Origin of the sequence: Lacisediminihabitans sp. H27-G8, assembly GCF_046156175.1 — a bacterium.
Taxonomy (GTDB): Bacteria; Actinomycetota; Actinomycetes; order Actinomycetales; family Microbacteriaceae; genus Lacisediminihabitans.
Window position 1 is genome coordinate 167024 of sequence record NZ_JAYLVL010000003.1, and the last position, 16091, is coordinate 183114.

Consider the following 16091-nt stretch of genomic DNA (forward strand, 5'->3'; position numbering starts at 1 on the left):
ATCCGACTATCGCCTGAACAGTCTCTTGACACTATATCCACCGAGCGATCGCAGCGAGATCGCCGCCCGGATGCGCTGCCAACGCGTGCGACCGTCATTCATGGATGCCCGCAGGTCCTCCACCGCGCGCCAGACCTGGTCTGCCTCTTCGTCCCGCGGCTGGTCCGGAGAGAACACCGCACGGTCGGCGACGGCCGCGAGCACCAGCGACTGCACTCCCCCGACCGTCGATGCGACCTCAGTGCGAGTGGGGGAAACCGGCGGTTCGAGACCGCGATCGATCACCGCATCCTCGAACTCCTGCCACCCTCCGCTGATCCGCTGGATTGCGGTCGGGGCGCGCCGCCGCAGCATACGCCGCCTCAGCTTCGCGACCACGATCGCGAGGAACGGGGCGAGGATGATCGCCGCGCCGAGCACAACCCAGCCGAGCACCTGGAGCACGACGAGAAGCACGGCGAGCAGCGGATTGTCCTTCGCCGAGGAGTCCTGGGTACTCTCCGGGGGCTGCTGGGCGGTGGGTCGGGTCGGGTCCTCGATGGGAGGCTGCACGGGCGACTGGGGGCGGGCGATGGTCGTCGGATCCTTCGGCAGTTCCGCGGGAATGTCACGGACCGGCGGCGTCGGATCCACCGTCACCCACCCATACTGGGCAGTGTCCACCTCGATCCAGGCGGAGATGTTCTTTCCGAGGACCTGGGTCGGGCCCTGGGTGTTGACCTCGGGCACAAAGCCGAAGACTACCCGCGCCGGAAAGCCCAGCTGGCGGGCCATCAGCGCTGCGGTGACGGCGTACTGCTCCTGGTCGCCGATCATGCGCTGGTCGGTGAGCAACTGGGTGATCCGGTCCGCGGCGTGGCCTGAGCGGCTGGCTGGCTGCTCGGGGTCGACGCCGTGGCTGATGTAGCCGGTCTGCTTCATTGCGGTGATCATCGCCGCGAGGCGCGCTCCCGGAGCGGTCTCGGTGCGCGTCCAGTCATCCAGTGTCGACGAGAGCTGGTCCGGGATCTGCGGGGTCGGTGGCACAGCGGCGCCTCCCGGGCGAAGTGCCACGAGTTGCTCGGCCGAGGGCTGGCGGGGCTGCACCGCTGTCAGCGAATAGCTGTCCCCGGTGGCGAGGGGTCTGACGACCGCGGCGGTGCCGCTGTTGTTGTTGTAGAAGAAGGAATTCCGCAGCTCCGGGGCATCCGCTCCCTCGAAGTTCACACTCTTGAACTTGCCGACGGTGGGAAGCCAGATGCCGGAGTAGTCGCCGACCATCACGCGCACGGATACCGGATCGCCGACAGTGCCGGACTGGTCGAAAGTGGAGGGCACCCGCGTGAAGGAACCCGATTCGCTGGAGACCTGGGAACTGCCTACCGAGTAGACGATCCCGTCGTAAGTGTCGAGCGTGGCGATACGGATGCGACCGCCGATCGGCAGGCCAGTGACGGTGAGCATCGTCGTGTTCGCCTCGACGGTCTCCTCGTAGTGCCGGAAGCCGCTCAAGGGGCTCGCGTAGACCCGAGGATCGAAGGGTTTCACGATAGCCGTGCGCAACACGTGACGCTGAACCGTAGGGGGAAGGTAGAGCGTGGCAGCGACCGAGGCACCGGCCGCAAGCAGCACGATGAGCCCCGCACTCATGATGGTTCGAAAGCCGGCGAAGGTGGTGTCGCTGGCTGTCTCGAGCGGTCGGCCATCGCTGTCTAGGGCCTGGGCCGCGAGGAGTCGGATGGAGGCCCTGCGTCGGTACCATCGCCGCCAGACGAGCCACGCCAGCGATGTCGCGAGCAGACCGAGTGAGAGTTCGAGGGGCCAGGTGGCGGTGGCCGCGCCGAACACGATCGCCGTGATGAAGAGCGCAACGGGCGCAAGCACCCCGAGTTCTCCCCAGCGCGCGCGGAGGCCGACCGAGAGACCGACGACGGTCGTGATGAGCACGAGGATGAACGCCGGCACCAGCAGGGACTCGTATGACCCGACGGGAAGGGTGATGGTGAGAAGCTGTTTCCAGCTCAGCGCGGTGGCCTGCAGCAACTCGATCTCGCCCTGGGCTGTGGGGAGGACGCCGTAGAGCGCACGGTCGGGGATGGCGAGAGGCACTCCCACCAGGAGATAGACACCGATCGTGACGAGAGTGATGGTGAGCGTCGACCAGCGGTACAGGGCCCCGGAGACGGCGATGGCCGATCCGATGAGAATGGTCGCTCCGACCACGGCGACCAGTTGCAGGGACTGGTAGATCGGCCAGAGAGCCGCAGAGGCCACGAGCGTGGTGAACCACAGCATCATGATTGTGATCGCCGTGAACGCGAAGGGCAGGCGCACGCGACCGGACGACCGGCGCCGCCCCGGACGCCGCTTCTCCACCCGCGACCGGCGTTTGCTGTCGATGCGGCGGATGCTATCGGATCCGGTACTCACGCGGCCGCCGCCCTCGCGAGGGACTTCTGGAGGTCTTCGAGATAGCCGATGGTCAGCACGCTCAGCCCGGCGACCCGACGGAGTCCGGGGATGGTCTCTGGGTCGCACACGACGGCGACCACCTCCACTCCCGGAGGGAACTTCGTCGAGGCCGCGCGCAGTTCGGTCGGGGTGGCGAGCGATCCGCAGACCAGGAAGGCGACAGAGATCCCGGTGACCTCATCGGCGGCGACCCGGGCGACATCCATGATGCCGAGCGCGGATTCGGCATGCTCGACCACGGCGAGGTCGTCTAGCAGTCGAGTGCGGGTCAGCGTGTTGAGATGCCGCACCGCGAGCACTTTGCGCTTGGCGAATTCTGGTGTCTTCTCACTGACGACGACGGCGACGTTGCGGGCATCCCGGATCGCACGCGCACCGAGGGAGCCCGCCACGCTCACCGCCATCTCGAACTCCTCATCGGTGGCGTAATTGGCGCTCGCGAGGCTGAGGGCGATCACGAGGTGACTTCGACGGGTCTCCTCGAACTGGCGAACCATGTAGGTGCCCGTCTTCGCGGTGCTCTTCCAGTGGATGTAGCGTCGCTCGTCTCCCGGCACGTATTCGCGCAGCGCATGGAAAGACACGTCGCTGTTCGACAGGTCCCTGGTGGGATTCCCCTCGAGGTCACGAACGAACCCGGTGCTGGTGGAGGGGATGCCGATGGTCCGCGGGTGGATGAACAGCTCTTTGGCGGTCGTCCAGACGAGTTCGCGGCGAACCAGGCCCACGGGGTCTGCGCGCACCGTGCGCACCGGACCGATGGCGAGGACACCGCGATGGGTAGTCGGAACGAGGAATTCGTGGCGGAACGCGGCGCCCCGGGGCAACCCGGGCATGGCGATCTCCGCGAGTCCGCGTCCGACGGGCACCTCGACCTTCACCCCGATGAGGCGGCGCCTGGTCGGATTCGTGACGGTGATCAGGCCGGTGGCCCGATCACCCACCACGACCCGGCTGTGGCCGACGGTCAGTTCGATGGCGAAAGCATTGCGGCCGATGAGGTAGGCGGCGGCGATGAGGATGAGCACGGTACCGGCGAAGGCCACGGCGACCAGTTCCACCCAGCCGAGCCCGTAACCGAAGACGAAAGCGGCGGGCACCAGGAAGAGCATCGACCAGCCGAGAGGGGTGACGACCGAGGAGACGCGCCGGAACCAAGCGGAGAGCACCTCGCCGATGGCGCGGAAAAAGCGCACGAGGGTGATGATCGCGTCGGCGAGGAATCCGGTGCGGTTACCGACGATGCGAGTGCGGGCGTTGGTGAGGCCGGCCGTGGCAGTGCTGTGGGAGGAATCGAACTGGGAAGACGACACGGAGGATCGCGATACGTGGCCGGACTGCCCCCGCATCGGCCGACTGCTGGATGCCTGCCGCACCTGCCCCCGATCGCTCACACCGCTTGCCTGTCGCTCGGTGGCGGGGTCTCGATCAGCAGCTGGCTGACGATGCTCGACGCGGTCACCCCGTCGAACTCTGCTTCGGGGTCGAGCACGAGCCGGTGTGCGAGCACGGGCTCGGCGAGGGCCTTCACGTCATCCGGGATCACATAGTGACGCCCATTCGCCGCCGCGAGGGTCTTGGAGGTGCGGATGAGCGCGAGCGCTCCACGAACGCTCGCTCCGAGCCGCACCTCGGTCGCCGATCGGGTCGCATCGACGAGCCGCGAGACATAGTCGTTGATCGTCGCGTCCACATGGACGGTGCGCGCGAGGGCACCCATCTCCACGATGACCTCGTCGGTGGCGATGGGAGGCAGGATCGTCTCGTGAGCCTTGACCCCGGCGCCCTCGAGGATGCGCACCGTCGAGGCATGGTCGGGGTAGCCGATCGATGCCTTCATGATGAACCGGTCGAGCTGGGCCTCCGGCAGCCGATAGGTACCGGCCTGCTCGATGGGGTTCTGGGTGGCGATCACCATGAAGGGAGCCCCGACATCGTGGGAGATACCGTCAACCGTGACGCGGCCCTCCTCCATCACTTCGAGCAGTGCGGCCTGGGTCTTCGGGCTCGCCCGGTTGATCTCATCCGCGAGCACGATGTTGGCGAAGATCGGTCCGCGGTGGAACTCGAACTCGCCGGCACCCTGGTCGTAGATGCTCACCCCGGTGATGTCGCCGGGGAGCAGGTCGGGGGTGAACTGGATGCGGCTGGTCGAGCCTTTCACGCTCTGCGCCATGGCGCGCGCGAGGGAGGTCTTGCCCGTTCCGGGAAAGTCCTCTAGCAGCAGGTGTCCCTCGCTCAGCAGCGCGGTGAATGACAGCTTGATGACGAAGGTCTTGCCGAGAAGTACCTGATCGACATTGGCGACGAGCCGATTGAAGATGTCGGAGAACCAGGTCGCCTGCTCAGGTGTCATCGTCATGCGGGTGCCTCTCGGTTCAGCGGGGGTCTCCGCACGTTATCGGACATTACCGTTACTGTCGTACTGGATCGTGTAGGTGCTGCCGCCATTGGCGATCACCACGATCGTCAGCACGGGGTCCTGTCCGGGTGACACGAGCGCGACGCACTGGCCGCCCTGGCTCGTGTCTCCCGGGAAGAGGGTGTCCCCCGCCCCGTTGCCACAGGAATACTGGATGCCCTCATAGGGTGCGGAGGTCCAGCTGGGCCAGGTGAAGGTGCCGCTCGGATCGTTCGGGTTCACCGGATTCACGACGGGCGTGAAGGTGACCGGGCCGATCCGCGGATCGACGGGAGTACCGACCGCGAAGGACGCCGACCAGTTCTGCTGGCAGACCGCCCCGGCATCCGGGAAATTGCGGCACGCCCGAAGCTGGACAGAGATCGCGTGGCCGTACTGCTGGCCCTCCGCCGTGAGGAGGGCTCCGAACGAGACGGGCCCGTACTCGGTCGCGGGCACCGAGTCGCCCTGCAGCCGGTAATAGAAGCTGTAGTCGCTCGAGAGTGGCGAGCCGATGGAGGCTCCGGTGAGAGCGTAATCGTAGGTCGCGCCGCTCTTGTTCGGGCCGCTCGTAGAGATCGCGGTGACGATCCCCGGGGTGGTGTGCGCCGAGACCGCCGGGCTGGAGGTGCAGCCGATGCTGTTGTCCGCGAGCACTACCAGCGAGTAGCTCGACTCACGCGAGAGCCCGGAGAACGTTGCGGCCGTCGAGGTGCCCGCCGACTGGGTGGTCGACCCCGAAGGGGTGGGCGCCGCGCAGGTGGGGCGCGCACCGGTATAGGCGATAGCCCGATAGGCGATGATCTCTCGCCCGTTGTCGGTGAACGCGCCGCCCCAGGCGAGCGCGATCGAGCTGTCGGTCGCGGTGGCCGTCGGCGAGGAGACGGAGAGGGGCTTGCCGGCGGGGGTGCCGCTCGTGCTTGCGGAGTTCCAGGTCGCCAGGGCGGCGAGAGCCGAGTTACGCGCGCTCAGGGACACGGAGACGTTCTGGCCGTTGGTCAGCCCGGAAACGTCGGCGGAACACGATCCGCCGCTGCAGGCCGAGGGATTGACATCCGTGGTCACGCCGCCGACCACCAGGCGGTAGTTGTTCACCGGACTTCCCCCGGAGGGAGTTGTCACGGCGTTCCAGGTGATCTGCAGACCGCCATCGAGGGGATTCGCGGCAAGGCCGGTCGGAGCGGGAGGGATGATGTCCGACCAGACGGTCGCCCCGAGGTCCGTCGCATCCGAGGATCCGATCGCATTGATGGCCTTGACCGCCACCCGCACCCCGTTCGCCGGGCCGTTGCCCGGCGTGGAGATGTCGCACACCGCGACGGCGCAGGAGGTCGTGGACACCGCCCCTGATGCCGAGGTCACGAGGATGTCGTAGCCGGTGATGGGAGAGTTGTTCGACACCCCGGGGCTCCAGCGCACGGTCAGTACGCGGTCCCCGAAAGAGGTGACCTTGAGCGCGGTCACCGGATCGGGCTTGTCCTGCACCGAGACCGTGATCGAGCCCCAGACATAACGGTCTGGATCCCCGGTCGCATCGGCCACCTCGTACTGCAGGTTGGTGTCGACCGGCTGCGCCGAGGACGACGCCGTGATCGTGAGCTTCCGATTGTCTGCGCTCGGGGAGATGGTGAGTCCGGCCGGCACCGAACCACCGTCGAGACCGCGGATGGCGAGCACCTTGAGCGGCTTTCCCGGGAACGGGTTGGTGGCCTCGTCGTTGGCCAACACGTCAACCGTGGTCGTCTGCCCCCGCGGCGCGAGCACCGAGTCCGGCGCCGGTCGCGCGAGCGGGCGACTGGATGCCACGACATTGAGCTCGATCTGACCCTGCAGCCCGGTCGAGGTGTTGTCTTTCACCCCCAGCAGGATCGCCGTCGAAGTCCCCTTGACCGCACTCTCACTGGCACGAATTACAAGTTTCTGTCCGGTGAGCGTGTAGGTGAAGGAGCTATCCGGCAATGGGCTGAGCACGGAGTAGGCGAGCTCGGGCAGTGCTTTCGGGTAGGGGTAGTTGGTGAGCTTCAGCAGGTCGAGTTCTTTCGACGCGCCCGGCTCGAAGTCGATGACTCCACCGACGAAGACGGGCGGCTGGTTCTGCCGCGGGGTGACCTTGATCGGCAGCACCAGGGTGGCCTTCCGACCGGTCGGATCGGTCGCAGAGGTCCCGTCGGTCACCTCGAAGGAGATCGATGCCGGCCCGAAGTATTTATCGGCGGAGGTGAATTGCAGGGTGTGATCGTTGACCACCAGGTTCGACCCGTCGGAGTGGGTGGCCTGCACGCTGGTCGAGTCCGTGAGGCGCACCTGCTTGCCACCGATCGCGAGCACATAGTCGTTGAGGTCGATCGAGAGCGTCGACTCGCTCGCGATCGTGAGCGGGGGCGCCTTGCGGTTCAGCTGGGGCAGGGCGTCATTCAGTCCGGGCACCCACACGAAGGCGTAGGAGACAACGCTCGCGTCGTCGGGGTTCGCGACGGAGAAGGGGATGATCTGGCTCTTGTTCTTGACGGTCACCTGGATGCGCTTCGTCGGCGTCACCGTCGCATCGCTCGAGTAGCCGGGCAGCACCGAGACCCCGAGCGTCGAGACGTTGCCGTCGGCGAAGAAGACATTCTTCAGCACGTTGACGTCGAGCGAGTCTCGCCCGAGCACATCGGACAGGGTGAGCACGGTGTCATGCACCACGGGGAAGGAGCGCGGGGCATCCGTGCTCACGATGACCGTGATGAACGCGGCACTGGTGCCGCCGAAGCGGTTCTCGATCGTGTAAACGAGACCATAGGTGCCCGGCTTTGTCGGCGGTGTCACCTTCACGATGTCGCCCTCGATGCGGGCGACGATGTCCTTCGAGTTCGGCTCGACCTTCATGATGGTGAGGGTGCCCCCATCGGGGTCCGAGTCGTTCAGGAGCGGCTGCACAGAAACTGTGCCCCCTGGCCGGATGCGCACCTCGTCGGACACGGCGACGGGGTTGCGAGCACCCGGGACCTTCGGGCTGATTCCCACTCGCACGAGGCCGGTCGCCCGGGCGCCGAGGGCGTCGATGACGGTGTAGGTGAAGGTGTCGGTGCCGGCGGAGTAGTCACCGGCGAGGAAGTCGACGTAGTCGGTTCCCACCTCGGTGACCGATCCCTTGGTGGGGTTCGTGGCCTGGCCGAGCAGCTGAACGGAGTCCCCGTCCGGGTCGATACCGGTGAGGGGGATGGAGATTCGAACGGTCTCGCCCGCGATCACTCGGGCGGTCACGGTCTGTGGCACCGGTGGATTGTTGGTCGCCTGGACCGCCTCGCGCACCGAGATCTTCACCTGCGCCTGCGCGCTCTGCCCATTCGGATCGGAGACCGCATACACCGCGGTGAAATCTCCGGTCTTCTGCGGCGCGAGGTAGCGGAGCACATTGCCGGAGGCGAACAGCAGCCCGGAGTTGCCCCCGAGCGTCGTCGACAGCAGCGGGTTGAGCGTGAGTTGTTCCCCATCCGGTTGGACGTCATTGTCGAGCACCGGGATGTCGATGGCATCCCCGACCCGCACCGTCACACTGTCGTCGTTGGCGATCGGTGGCTGGGAGCGGGTGGGGCGGGGAATCTCCACGACGTTCACCACGCCCTCGGCCTCGGCGAGTCCGTTGGTGATGCGGTAGTTGAAGGTCACCGTTCCGGACTCGAGCGGCGCGGTGAGAGTGACGCGGATGGAGCGCTGCTCGATCACTTCCGCCGTCACTCCGGAGTTCGGGGCGAGGTTGTACACGCCCGTCACCAGCAGCACCCCTCCCGCGGGGTCCTTGTCGCTGGATGCGACATCGATGGTCTGGGTGCTCAGGGACTGCACGAAGATGTTCTTCGGAATCGTGATGGGTTTGGTGTTCGCGTCCGGCGGTGCTGCGACGTCGATACGCACGATGCCGTTGGCGGTCTGGTCGCCGTCGTTGACCACGTAGTCGATGTAGTGCGTGCCCACCTGGTCACTCAGGAAGCGGAAGGTGCCTGCCTCGAGACTCGGGGTGATGGTCACCCCGCTCTTCGCCGGCACGCTGGCGAGCCGCAGTGTTCCGGAGCCCCCTCGCACATGATCGAGTGGAGAGAGGGTGATCTCCTGGCCGGCATAGGCCAGCTTCACGTAGGAATCGGCGATGATCGGCACCGAACCGATGGCCTTCACCGTGACCGAGAGTGAACCGGTGCCACTCAGCTTGCCATCGGAGACCACGAGCGGAACCGACCTCAGGCCCGGGCCCGAACCGCCGTCGGTGAAGACGACCGTGCCCTCCGGCTTGTAGGTCACCGTTTCCGGTGCCGCCGTCGCGGCCGAAGTGAGGTAGAAGGCGTCACCGTCCGGGTCCACCCAGTCTCCGAGCACGTCCTGCGTCACTCGACCACCGGCCGCGACGAGGGCCTTGGTCTGCTTCACCTGGAACGGCGGGGAGTTCTCCGAAGGCAGCCGCACGGCCACCTTCACGGTGGCGCTCGCGGTGCCACCCCGGCCGTCGCTGATCGAATAGCCGAAGGTCACCGTTCCGGTGGCCGACGGTGCGAGGGTGATCTGCACCTGCTGGCTGTCGTTGATGAGGTCGAGGTGACCGATCGATTCGTCGAGCGCCGTCACATCCGAGATCACCAGCACGTCACCGTTGGCGTCGTAGTCGTTGAGAAGCACAGGCAGCACGCTCGTGCGCCCGGGCCGTGCGCCGAAGGAGTCGTCCACGGCCACCGGCGGCACCTGGGTCTTCTCGAAATCGGGCGGGGTGTCCTCGTTGTTCTGCTCGACCTGTTGCTGATCCTTCCGCACGGTGATGAGGTCGGCCCAGTTGTCGATGAGCTCTCCTGCCTGCTGCACCGCCCACACGCCGCCACCGCGCGGATCGCTCAGCACCAGCCGGTCCGCATTGGAGACGAAGGCCAGTTCGGAGGCGGATGCCGGCATCGAGTCGAGTGACAGGGTGACGGCGGAGGAACTGCCACACTGCCGCCACGCCGAACCGATCGACCACGCGGCGAAGGTGCAGCCCCCCATCACGCGGGGAGCCGCGGGGATCCCCCCGTCGCTCGTCGTGAGGGTCACCGTGTTCCCCCCGCCGAGAGGCACCTTCAGAAGTCCCGTCGACGAGGCGATCAGCACAGAATCACCCCCGCTGGAGGCCTGCTGGAGCACGGCATTCGCTCCGGAAGAGATCTGCCTCGAGAGGTCGATGGTGCCGTCTGCCGTCAGGATGGTGCGGCTTACCGAGTCGAACAGCACCCACCGTCCGCCGACCGAGGTGACCGAGACATCCCGTCTCGCGCCCCCTAAGCGGGCACGCGTCGACTCGGCGACGGTGTCGGCGTGGGCGGCGTCCAGCTGGTAGACCTGCCGGGTGTCGGCTGAATAGCCGAACAGCATTCCCTCGGGCGTCACACTCGTCACGGCGTTCGCGCCGAGGCTGAGAGTGGCCGGCGACTGGGCGTCGAAAGTGGGGAGCTGGGCGAGCGGCACGATCCAGACCTGGCCCGTGCCGCCGGCGGCGATCACGATGTTGTCTCCCGCGAGCGACAGCTGGGGATCCTGTGGCGGCAGCGGCACGCTGTCCAGCACCTTCGACGTGGCGGGATCGACGATATCCACTTTGCTGTCGGTGCGGTCGAAGAGCAGCACCGTGGACCCGCGCTGGATCGTCTGGATGTCAGCCCCGCTCGAGGCCACAACCGTGTTGAGTGCGAGCACCTGGGTATTCGCGCGTCCGATCACCTGCGAACTCCCGTTGGCCACCCACACGGAGCCGTCGTTGAGGTCTAGGCGCTGCGCCGTGTACCCGGAGGAGACGATCGCGACGGTCGCGACCAGCGCGGCGATCACCGTGCCGCTCGTCGCGGTGGCGACGAGTGAACGGTGGCCCGCAAGCCAATCCCTGAGAGTCATTGCGCTGTCGTCACCTTCCGAAGTCGACGCACTTCTCCGCACTCGGAGGCCCCGTCTTCCCCTGGCGGTTCACCGCTACCGTGATGCAGACCCGATCCCCGGCCTTGGCATCCTGCGCGAAATAGTCTGAAGAGGTCTGCAGCGCCGATCGACCATCGCTCGTGGTCACCTGGTACGAGTCGTCGGTCTTGAGCCCCGGATCGGTCCAGCTGAACTTGATCGAGTCCGTGCCCGCCTTCGCGGCGATGTTCGTCACCTGGGGAATGCTGTCCGAGTTGGCGCGGATGAGCACGAATGTCGCGGTCGCCCCGAGACCGATCACGAGTACGGCACTCACGATGAGTCCCCACGCGAGCACGCGCATGCCTCGGGCGCGCTCGACCGGACGCGTACCGCTGCTCTGGGCCACGCCCTTCTGACGACTGTTCTGGGCGCCGGCGGTCTGGCGCATCATCGTTCCGACCGGGGCGTAGGTTGCGCTGGCCGACCGGCGACGACGCCGTCCGCGCGCCGAGGGCACCACTCCCCCGACACCGCGGATGCGCGTGCGATCCTCGAGGTCGGAGACCGTCGCGAGAGCCCAGTCGTCCATCGCCACCTCGATCGGCGTCTGGGGAACCCCCAGTTCCGTCTCGATCGCCTGCAGTTCGCGCACGAGCTCGAGTACGCTCGCCGGCCGGTTCTCCGGCTTGCGGGCCATCGCCTGGGCGAGCACCCTCTCCAGGCTCGGCGGCACGTCGGACCGGCCGATCGGCTGGGGCCGCGCCCGGTTGATGCGGGAGATGAGGTCGGCGGACTTGTTCGATTCTCCCGGGACCTCGAATGGCGATCGCCCGGCGAGCAGCGAATAGACGGTCGCGGCGAAGGACCAGACCTCGGAGGCGATGCTTCCGGGTGTCTCGTCCATCAGCACCTCCGGCGCTGACCACGGAATCGAGAGACCGACGGATTCGTGAGTGTCTGCCTCGCTGAGGGTCGACGCGATTCCGAAGTCCGAGAGCACCGGATGCCCGTAGGCGGTGAGGAGGATGTTGGACGGTTTGATGTCGCGATGCAGCACGCCCGCCCGGTGCGCGGTCTCGATCGCGCTTCCGATCTTCACCGCGATGCGCAGCACCTCCGGCACCGGAATCCGCTCGCGCCGGTACCGCTCGCTCAAAGCCGATGAACACAGCTCCATCACGAGGTACGGCCGCCCGTCGGAGGAGACGCTCGCCTGGTAGACCGTGAGGATGGAGGGGTGCGAACTCAGTTGCGCCATGAGATTCGCCTCGGCCTGGAACATCTGTCGCACCTGGTCGTTGACGACCTCACTCAGCATCACCTTGACGGCGACCTGGCGGCGCGGCATGTTCTGTTCGTAGAGGAAGACATCGGCGAATCCACCCGAACCGAGCACGTGGATGGTCGAGAATCCGGGCAGCACGGGAGGCGGGGAGGGCAATCGTCGTGCCATCTCTCCTCCTTCGACGACGCTGGCTGAAGGCCGGTCGGTGCTCTGTGCCCGGGAGAGTCCCGGTGTCCTATTGTAGACACGCCTCGATTCGGGCCAGTTGGACAAATCTGCTGGTCAAGAGCCTGTTTTTGTCCCCCCTTTGGGGGTGGTCACTGGAACTTTGGGGGTGGTCACTGGATCGGAGTCGGCGAGGTGCGCGGGATGGTGTTCTCGAACTCGCCGAGACCGGAGCTTTCGAGCACGTCGATCACGATGGTGGTGATGTTGTCTCGACCACCGCCCTCCAGCGCGGCATCGACGAGGGCGATCGCCGTCGCCTCGGCGGAACCGTCTGCCGCGAGGTGACGGCGGATCGCTTCGGCATCCAGTTCCTTCGTGAGGCCGTCCGAACACAGCAGCAGTCGGTCTCCCTCACGCACGGGGACGACCCAGTAGTCCGGGACGGCTTCCACGTTGAATCCGACGGCACGGGTTATCACGTTGCTGTCGGGGTGCGCTTCTGCGTCTTCGGCCCGGATGATGCCCGCGTCGACGAGCTCCTGCACCACGGAGTGATCGACGGTCACCTGCACGAGAGCGTCGCGTTCGTAGAGGTAGACCCGCGAGTCCCCCACATTGAAGACAGTCCAGAACGGCTCATCGTCCTGCAACGAGAGGGCGACCCCGGTAACGGTGGTGCCGACTCCCAGTTCTTTCTCATCGGCCGCCAGTCCGATGTCGACGGTCGCGGCCCGCAGCCCACGCTCGATCGTGTCGGCATCCGTGAATGGTTCGGTGACCGCTTCGGAGAGCCGTGAGACCACGGCGGCGCTGGCGATGTCTCCGGCGGAATGGCCGCCCATGCCATCGGCGACCGCGAAGATCGGCACGCGTGCGAGAAAGCTGTCTTCGTTGTGGGCGCGGCGGCGGCCGGTGTCGGTTGCCGCTCCCCAGGCGAGAACGAGCCGGGCATCCGGATGCTCCGGGATCTGCACGGTGAACCGCTCGCTGCTCGTGCCGATCTCGGTCACTGGAGCCTTTCGCGGGTCATTGGGGGGAGGTCCATCCGTCAGACCAGGCGTTCGATGGGAAGGATCTCGACGGTGTTGCCGTCTCCAATATCCACTACTGTCCCCGCCGAGACAACGAGCGACTCGCCCTGGCGCAGTTTTTGTGACGAGGTTCCGGGGATGGACACCACGGTTCCGTTGGTCGATCGGAGGTCGGTGACGATGACGGATGCCCCCTGCTGCCGCAGTTCCAGGTGGGTGCTCGAGACCTCTCTTCCCGGCGAAGGCACTCGCACGAGGCGTGGCACTCCGCCGATGGCGATACGCGGGGCCACCGGCTTCCTGCCGATCAGCGCGGGAGCATCGAGCGGGATCGGCTCGTGGCGGTTGACCCGGATGCGGTACCAGGGCACCGTGAGGCCCTCTGGATCGGTCGGGAGCCCCTCGCGAGTACGCACGGAGCGCTCGACGACGGGATGCCCGAGCGGGGGCTCGACGAGCGCGGGAGGTTCCCCTGGCGCGGAAGGTTGGGCGGGAGGTTCGACGAGCGCAAGGGGCTCGACGAGCTCAAGCGGCTCGACGAGCTCAAGCGGCTCGACGAGCACAGGGGGCTCGACGCCGGCCTCTGGTTCAACGACCGCGGGCGGCTCTTCCGACACAGGTCGCCCCGGTGAAAGGCCGGTCGGCACCGCGGCCGGCCCGCGAATGACCGTGTCCGCCTCGATATCCTCCGGCTCTCCGCTGCGCCCGCTCCCCCGCGCGGAACCGATTTCCGGGCGCGTCCGGACGACGGTGTGATCGACGTCATCCGGCTGCATGCTGTCTATTCTGTCCCGCGGGCGGAAAGTGTGCGCAGTTTCGGCCCGTGGCGTCAGCGACCGATGTAGCTCATGACGTGCTTGATCCGGGTGTAGTCCTCGAATCCGTAGCTGGAGAGGTCCTTGCCGTAGCCCGAGTGCTTGAAGCCGCCGTGGGGCATCTCCGCGACGATCGGGATGTGGGTGTTGATCCACACGCAGCCGAAGTCGAGGCGCTTGGCACAGCGCATCGCACGACCGTGATTCTGCGTCCACACGCTCGAGGCCAGGCCGTATTGCACGCCGTTCGCCCACTCGAGGGCCTGAGCCTCGTCGGTGAACTTCTGCACGGTGATGACCGGCCCGAAGATCTCGTTCTGCACCGCGTCATCCGTCTGATTCAGTCCCGAGACGATGGTGGCCTCATGGAAGTATCCCGTGGCACCCTGCCGACGCCCGCCGAGCTCGATCGTCGCGTTGTCGGGCAAGCGGTCGATGAATCCCTCGACCTGGGCGAGTTGGTTGGCGTTGTTCACCGGGCCGAAGAATGCCTCGGGGTCGCCGGGCAGCCCCGTCTTCGCGTTCTGGCGGGCATAGGCGGCCAGAGCGGCGACGAATTCGTCATGGATGCCCGCCTGCACCAGCACGCGGGTCGCGGCCGTGCAGTCCTGGCCTGCGTTGAAATACCCGGCGCCGACGATTCCCTCCACCGCGGATTCGATGTCGGCGTCGTCGAACACGATGACCGGCGCTTTGCCCCCGAGTTCGAGGTGCACGCGCTTGAGATCCAGGGCGGCGGCCCTCGCGACCTCCATGCCTGCGCGCACCGATCCGGTGATCGACACCATCTGCGGTGTCTTGTGATCGATCATCGCTCCCCCGGTGGTCCGGTCGCCGGTGATGACATTGAGGACCCCTCGGGGCAGGAACTCCGCTGCGATCTCGGCGAGGAAGAGGGTGGCCGATGGGGTCGTGTCCGAGGGCTTCAGCACCGTGGTGTTGCCTGCCGCGAGCGCGGGAGCGAACTTCCACACCGCCATGTTGAGCGGATAGTTCCACGGGGTGACCTGGCCGATCACGCCGATCGGCTCCCGGCGGATCTGCGACGTATGGTCCTTGAGGTACTCCCCGGAGGCCATGCCACTCAGGTGTCGGGCTTCCCCGGCGAAGAAGCGGATCTGGTCGACCGAGAGCATGATCTCATCGGTCACGAGCGTCGCGCGGGGCTTGCCGGTGTCTTTCGACTCGAGGTCGGCGAACTTCTCCGCGTTCGCTTCCATCGCGTCGGCGATACGGAACAGGGCGAGTTGTCGTTCGCTCGGCGTCGTGTCCCCCCACTCCTCGAATGCCGCCGATGCGGCGCGGTAGGCGGAGTCGACATCCGCTGCGCTGGAGATCGGGGATGTGCCGTACACCTGCTCGGTCGCCGGATCGATCAGGTCGAACGTCGACTCACCGGTCGCCTCCACGTAGTCGCCGTCGATGAAGTTTCGAAGCCGGGGGGTCGTCATAGTCCCAACATAGCGAGCGACCGTGGCCGGCACCATGCACGCCGACTACCGATTCCGCAGCAAAACACCCTTCGAGATGCGGATTCACTTGTCACAAGACCATCGCACTGACAGAATCAGGGCATGAGTCCCAAACCGAAGCCGATGCACCTTGACGAGGTGTCCAAGGCGATCATCGAGCAGTTGCAGGCCGACGGCCGACGCAGCTATGCCGAGATCGGCAAGGCGGTCGGGCTCAGTGAAGCTGCGGTGCGCCAGCGCGTGCAGAAGCTCACCGATTCCGGCGTCATGCAGGTCGTGGCCGTCACCGACCCGATGCAGCTCGGCTTCTATCGCCAGGCGATGATCGGGATCCGCGTGACCGGAGACACCACCACGGTCGCGGAGACCCTCGGCCGCATCACCGCCGTCGACTACGTCGTGCTCACGGCCGGCAGCTTCGACCTCTTGGCCGAGGTCGTCTGTGAGAACGACGAAGACCTGATCGAACTGCTCAACAAGGAGATCCGCGGGATCCCCGGCGTGCAGTCCACCGAGACTTTCGTGTACTTGAGACTGCAGAAGCAGTTTTACAACTGGGGAACGAGATAAGAA

The 16091-nt window shown here is 66.5% G+C and carries 9 protein-coding genes; 1 reads left to right on the forward strand and 8 read right to left on the reverse strand.

The window, feature by feature from the left end; genetic code table 11:
* Positions 1-6 precede the first annotated feature (6 nt).
* The 8 genes from VLI63_RS10125 to VLI63_RS10160 form a co-directional block, all read right to left on the reverse strand.
* The gene (locus tag VLI63_RS10125) at positions 7-2409 is read right to left on the reverse strand and encodes a transglutaminase domain-containing protein (RefSeq protein WP_409156745.1); all 2403 of its coding nucleotides are present in this window, start codon (positions 2407-2409) and stop codon (positions 7-9) included.
* On the reverse strand, positions 2406-3764 hold the full coding sequence (locus VLI63_RS10130) for a DUF58 domain-containing protein (RefSeq protein ID WP_409156746.1): 1359 nt from the start codon (positions 3762-3764) through the stop codon (positions 2406-2408). Before VLI63_RS10130 ends, VLI63_RS10125 begins: the two co-directional genes overlap by 4 nt.
* 77 nt (positions 3765-3841) lie before the next feature.
* Positions 3842-4813 carry an AAA family ATPase gene (locus tag VLI63_RS10135; protein ID WP_409156747.1) on the reverse strand — a complete coding sequence of 324 codons (972 nt, stop codon included), beginning with the start codon at positions 4811-4813 and terminating at the stop codon, positions 3842-3844.
* 36 nt (positions 4814-4849) lie between these two features.
* Positions 4850-10744 carry an Ig-like domain-containing protein gene (locus tag VLI63_RS10140; protein ID WP_409156748.1) on the reverse strand — a complete coding sequence of 1965 codons (5895 nt, stop codon included), beginning with the start codon at positions 10742-10744 and terminating at the stop codon, positions 4850-4852.
* Positions 10745-10754: 10 nt separating this feature from the next.
* The gene (locus tag VLI63_RS10145; RefSeq protein ID WP_409156749.1) at positions 10755-12200 is read right to left on the reverse strand and encodes a serine/threonine-protein kinase; all 1446 of its coding nucleotides are present in this window, start codon (positions 12198-12200) and stop codon (positions 10755-10757) included.
* 170 nt (positions 12201-12370) lie between these two features.
* Positions 12371-13210: a PP2C family protein-serine/threonine phosphatase gene (locus VLI63_RS10150; RefSeq protein ID WP_409156750.1), complete on the reverse strand. Its 840-nt coding sequence runs from the start codon at positions 13208-13210 to the stop codon at positions 12371-12373.
* A gap of 38 nt (positions 13211-13248) precedes the next feature.
* On the reverse strand, positions 13249-14007 hold the full coding sequence (locus tag VLI63_RS10155; RefSeq protein WP_409156751.1) for an FHA domain-containing protein: 759 nt from the start codon (positions 14005-14007) through the stop codon (positions 13249-13251).
* A 53-nt stretch (positions 14008-14060) separates the two neighbouring features.
* Positions 14061-15497 (reverse strand): gamma-aminobutyraldehyde dehydrogenase, encoded by a 1437-nt coding sequence (locus VLI63_RS10160; protein WP_409156752.1) that lies wholly within the window; start codon positions 15495-15497, stop codon positions 14061-14063.
* Between the two features lie 123 nt (positions 15498-15620).
* On the opposite strand from VLI63_RS10160, the gene VLI63_RS10165 reads away from it, so the two are divergent.
* The gene (locus VLI63_RS10165; protein WP_185203306.1) at positions 15621-16088 is read left to right on the forward strand and encodes an Lrp/AsnC family transcriptional regulator; all 468 of its coding nucleotides are present in this window, start codon (positions 15621-15623) and stop codon (positions 16086-16088) included.
* Positions 16089-16091 lie beyond the last annotated feature (3 nt).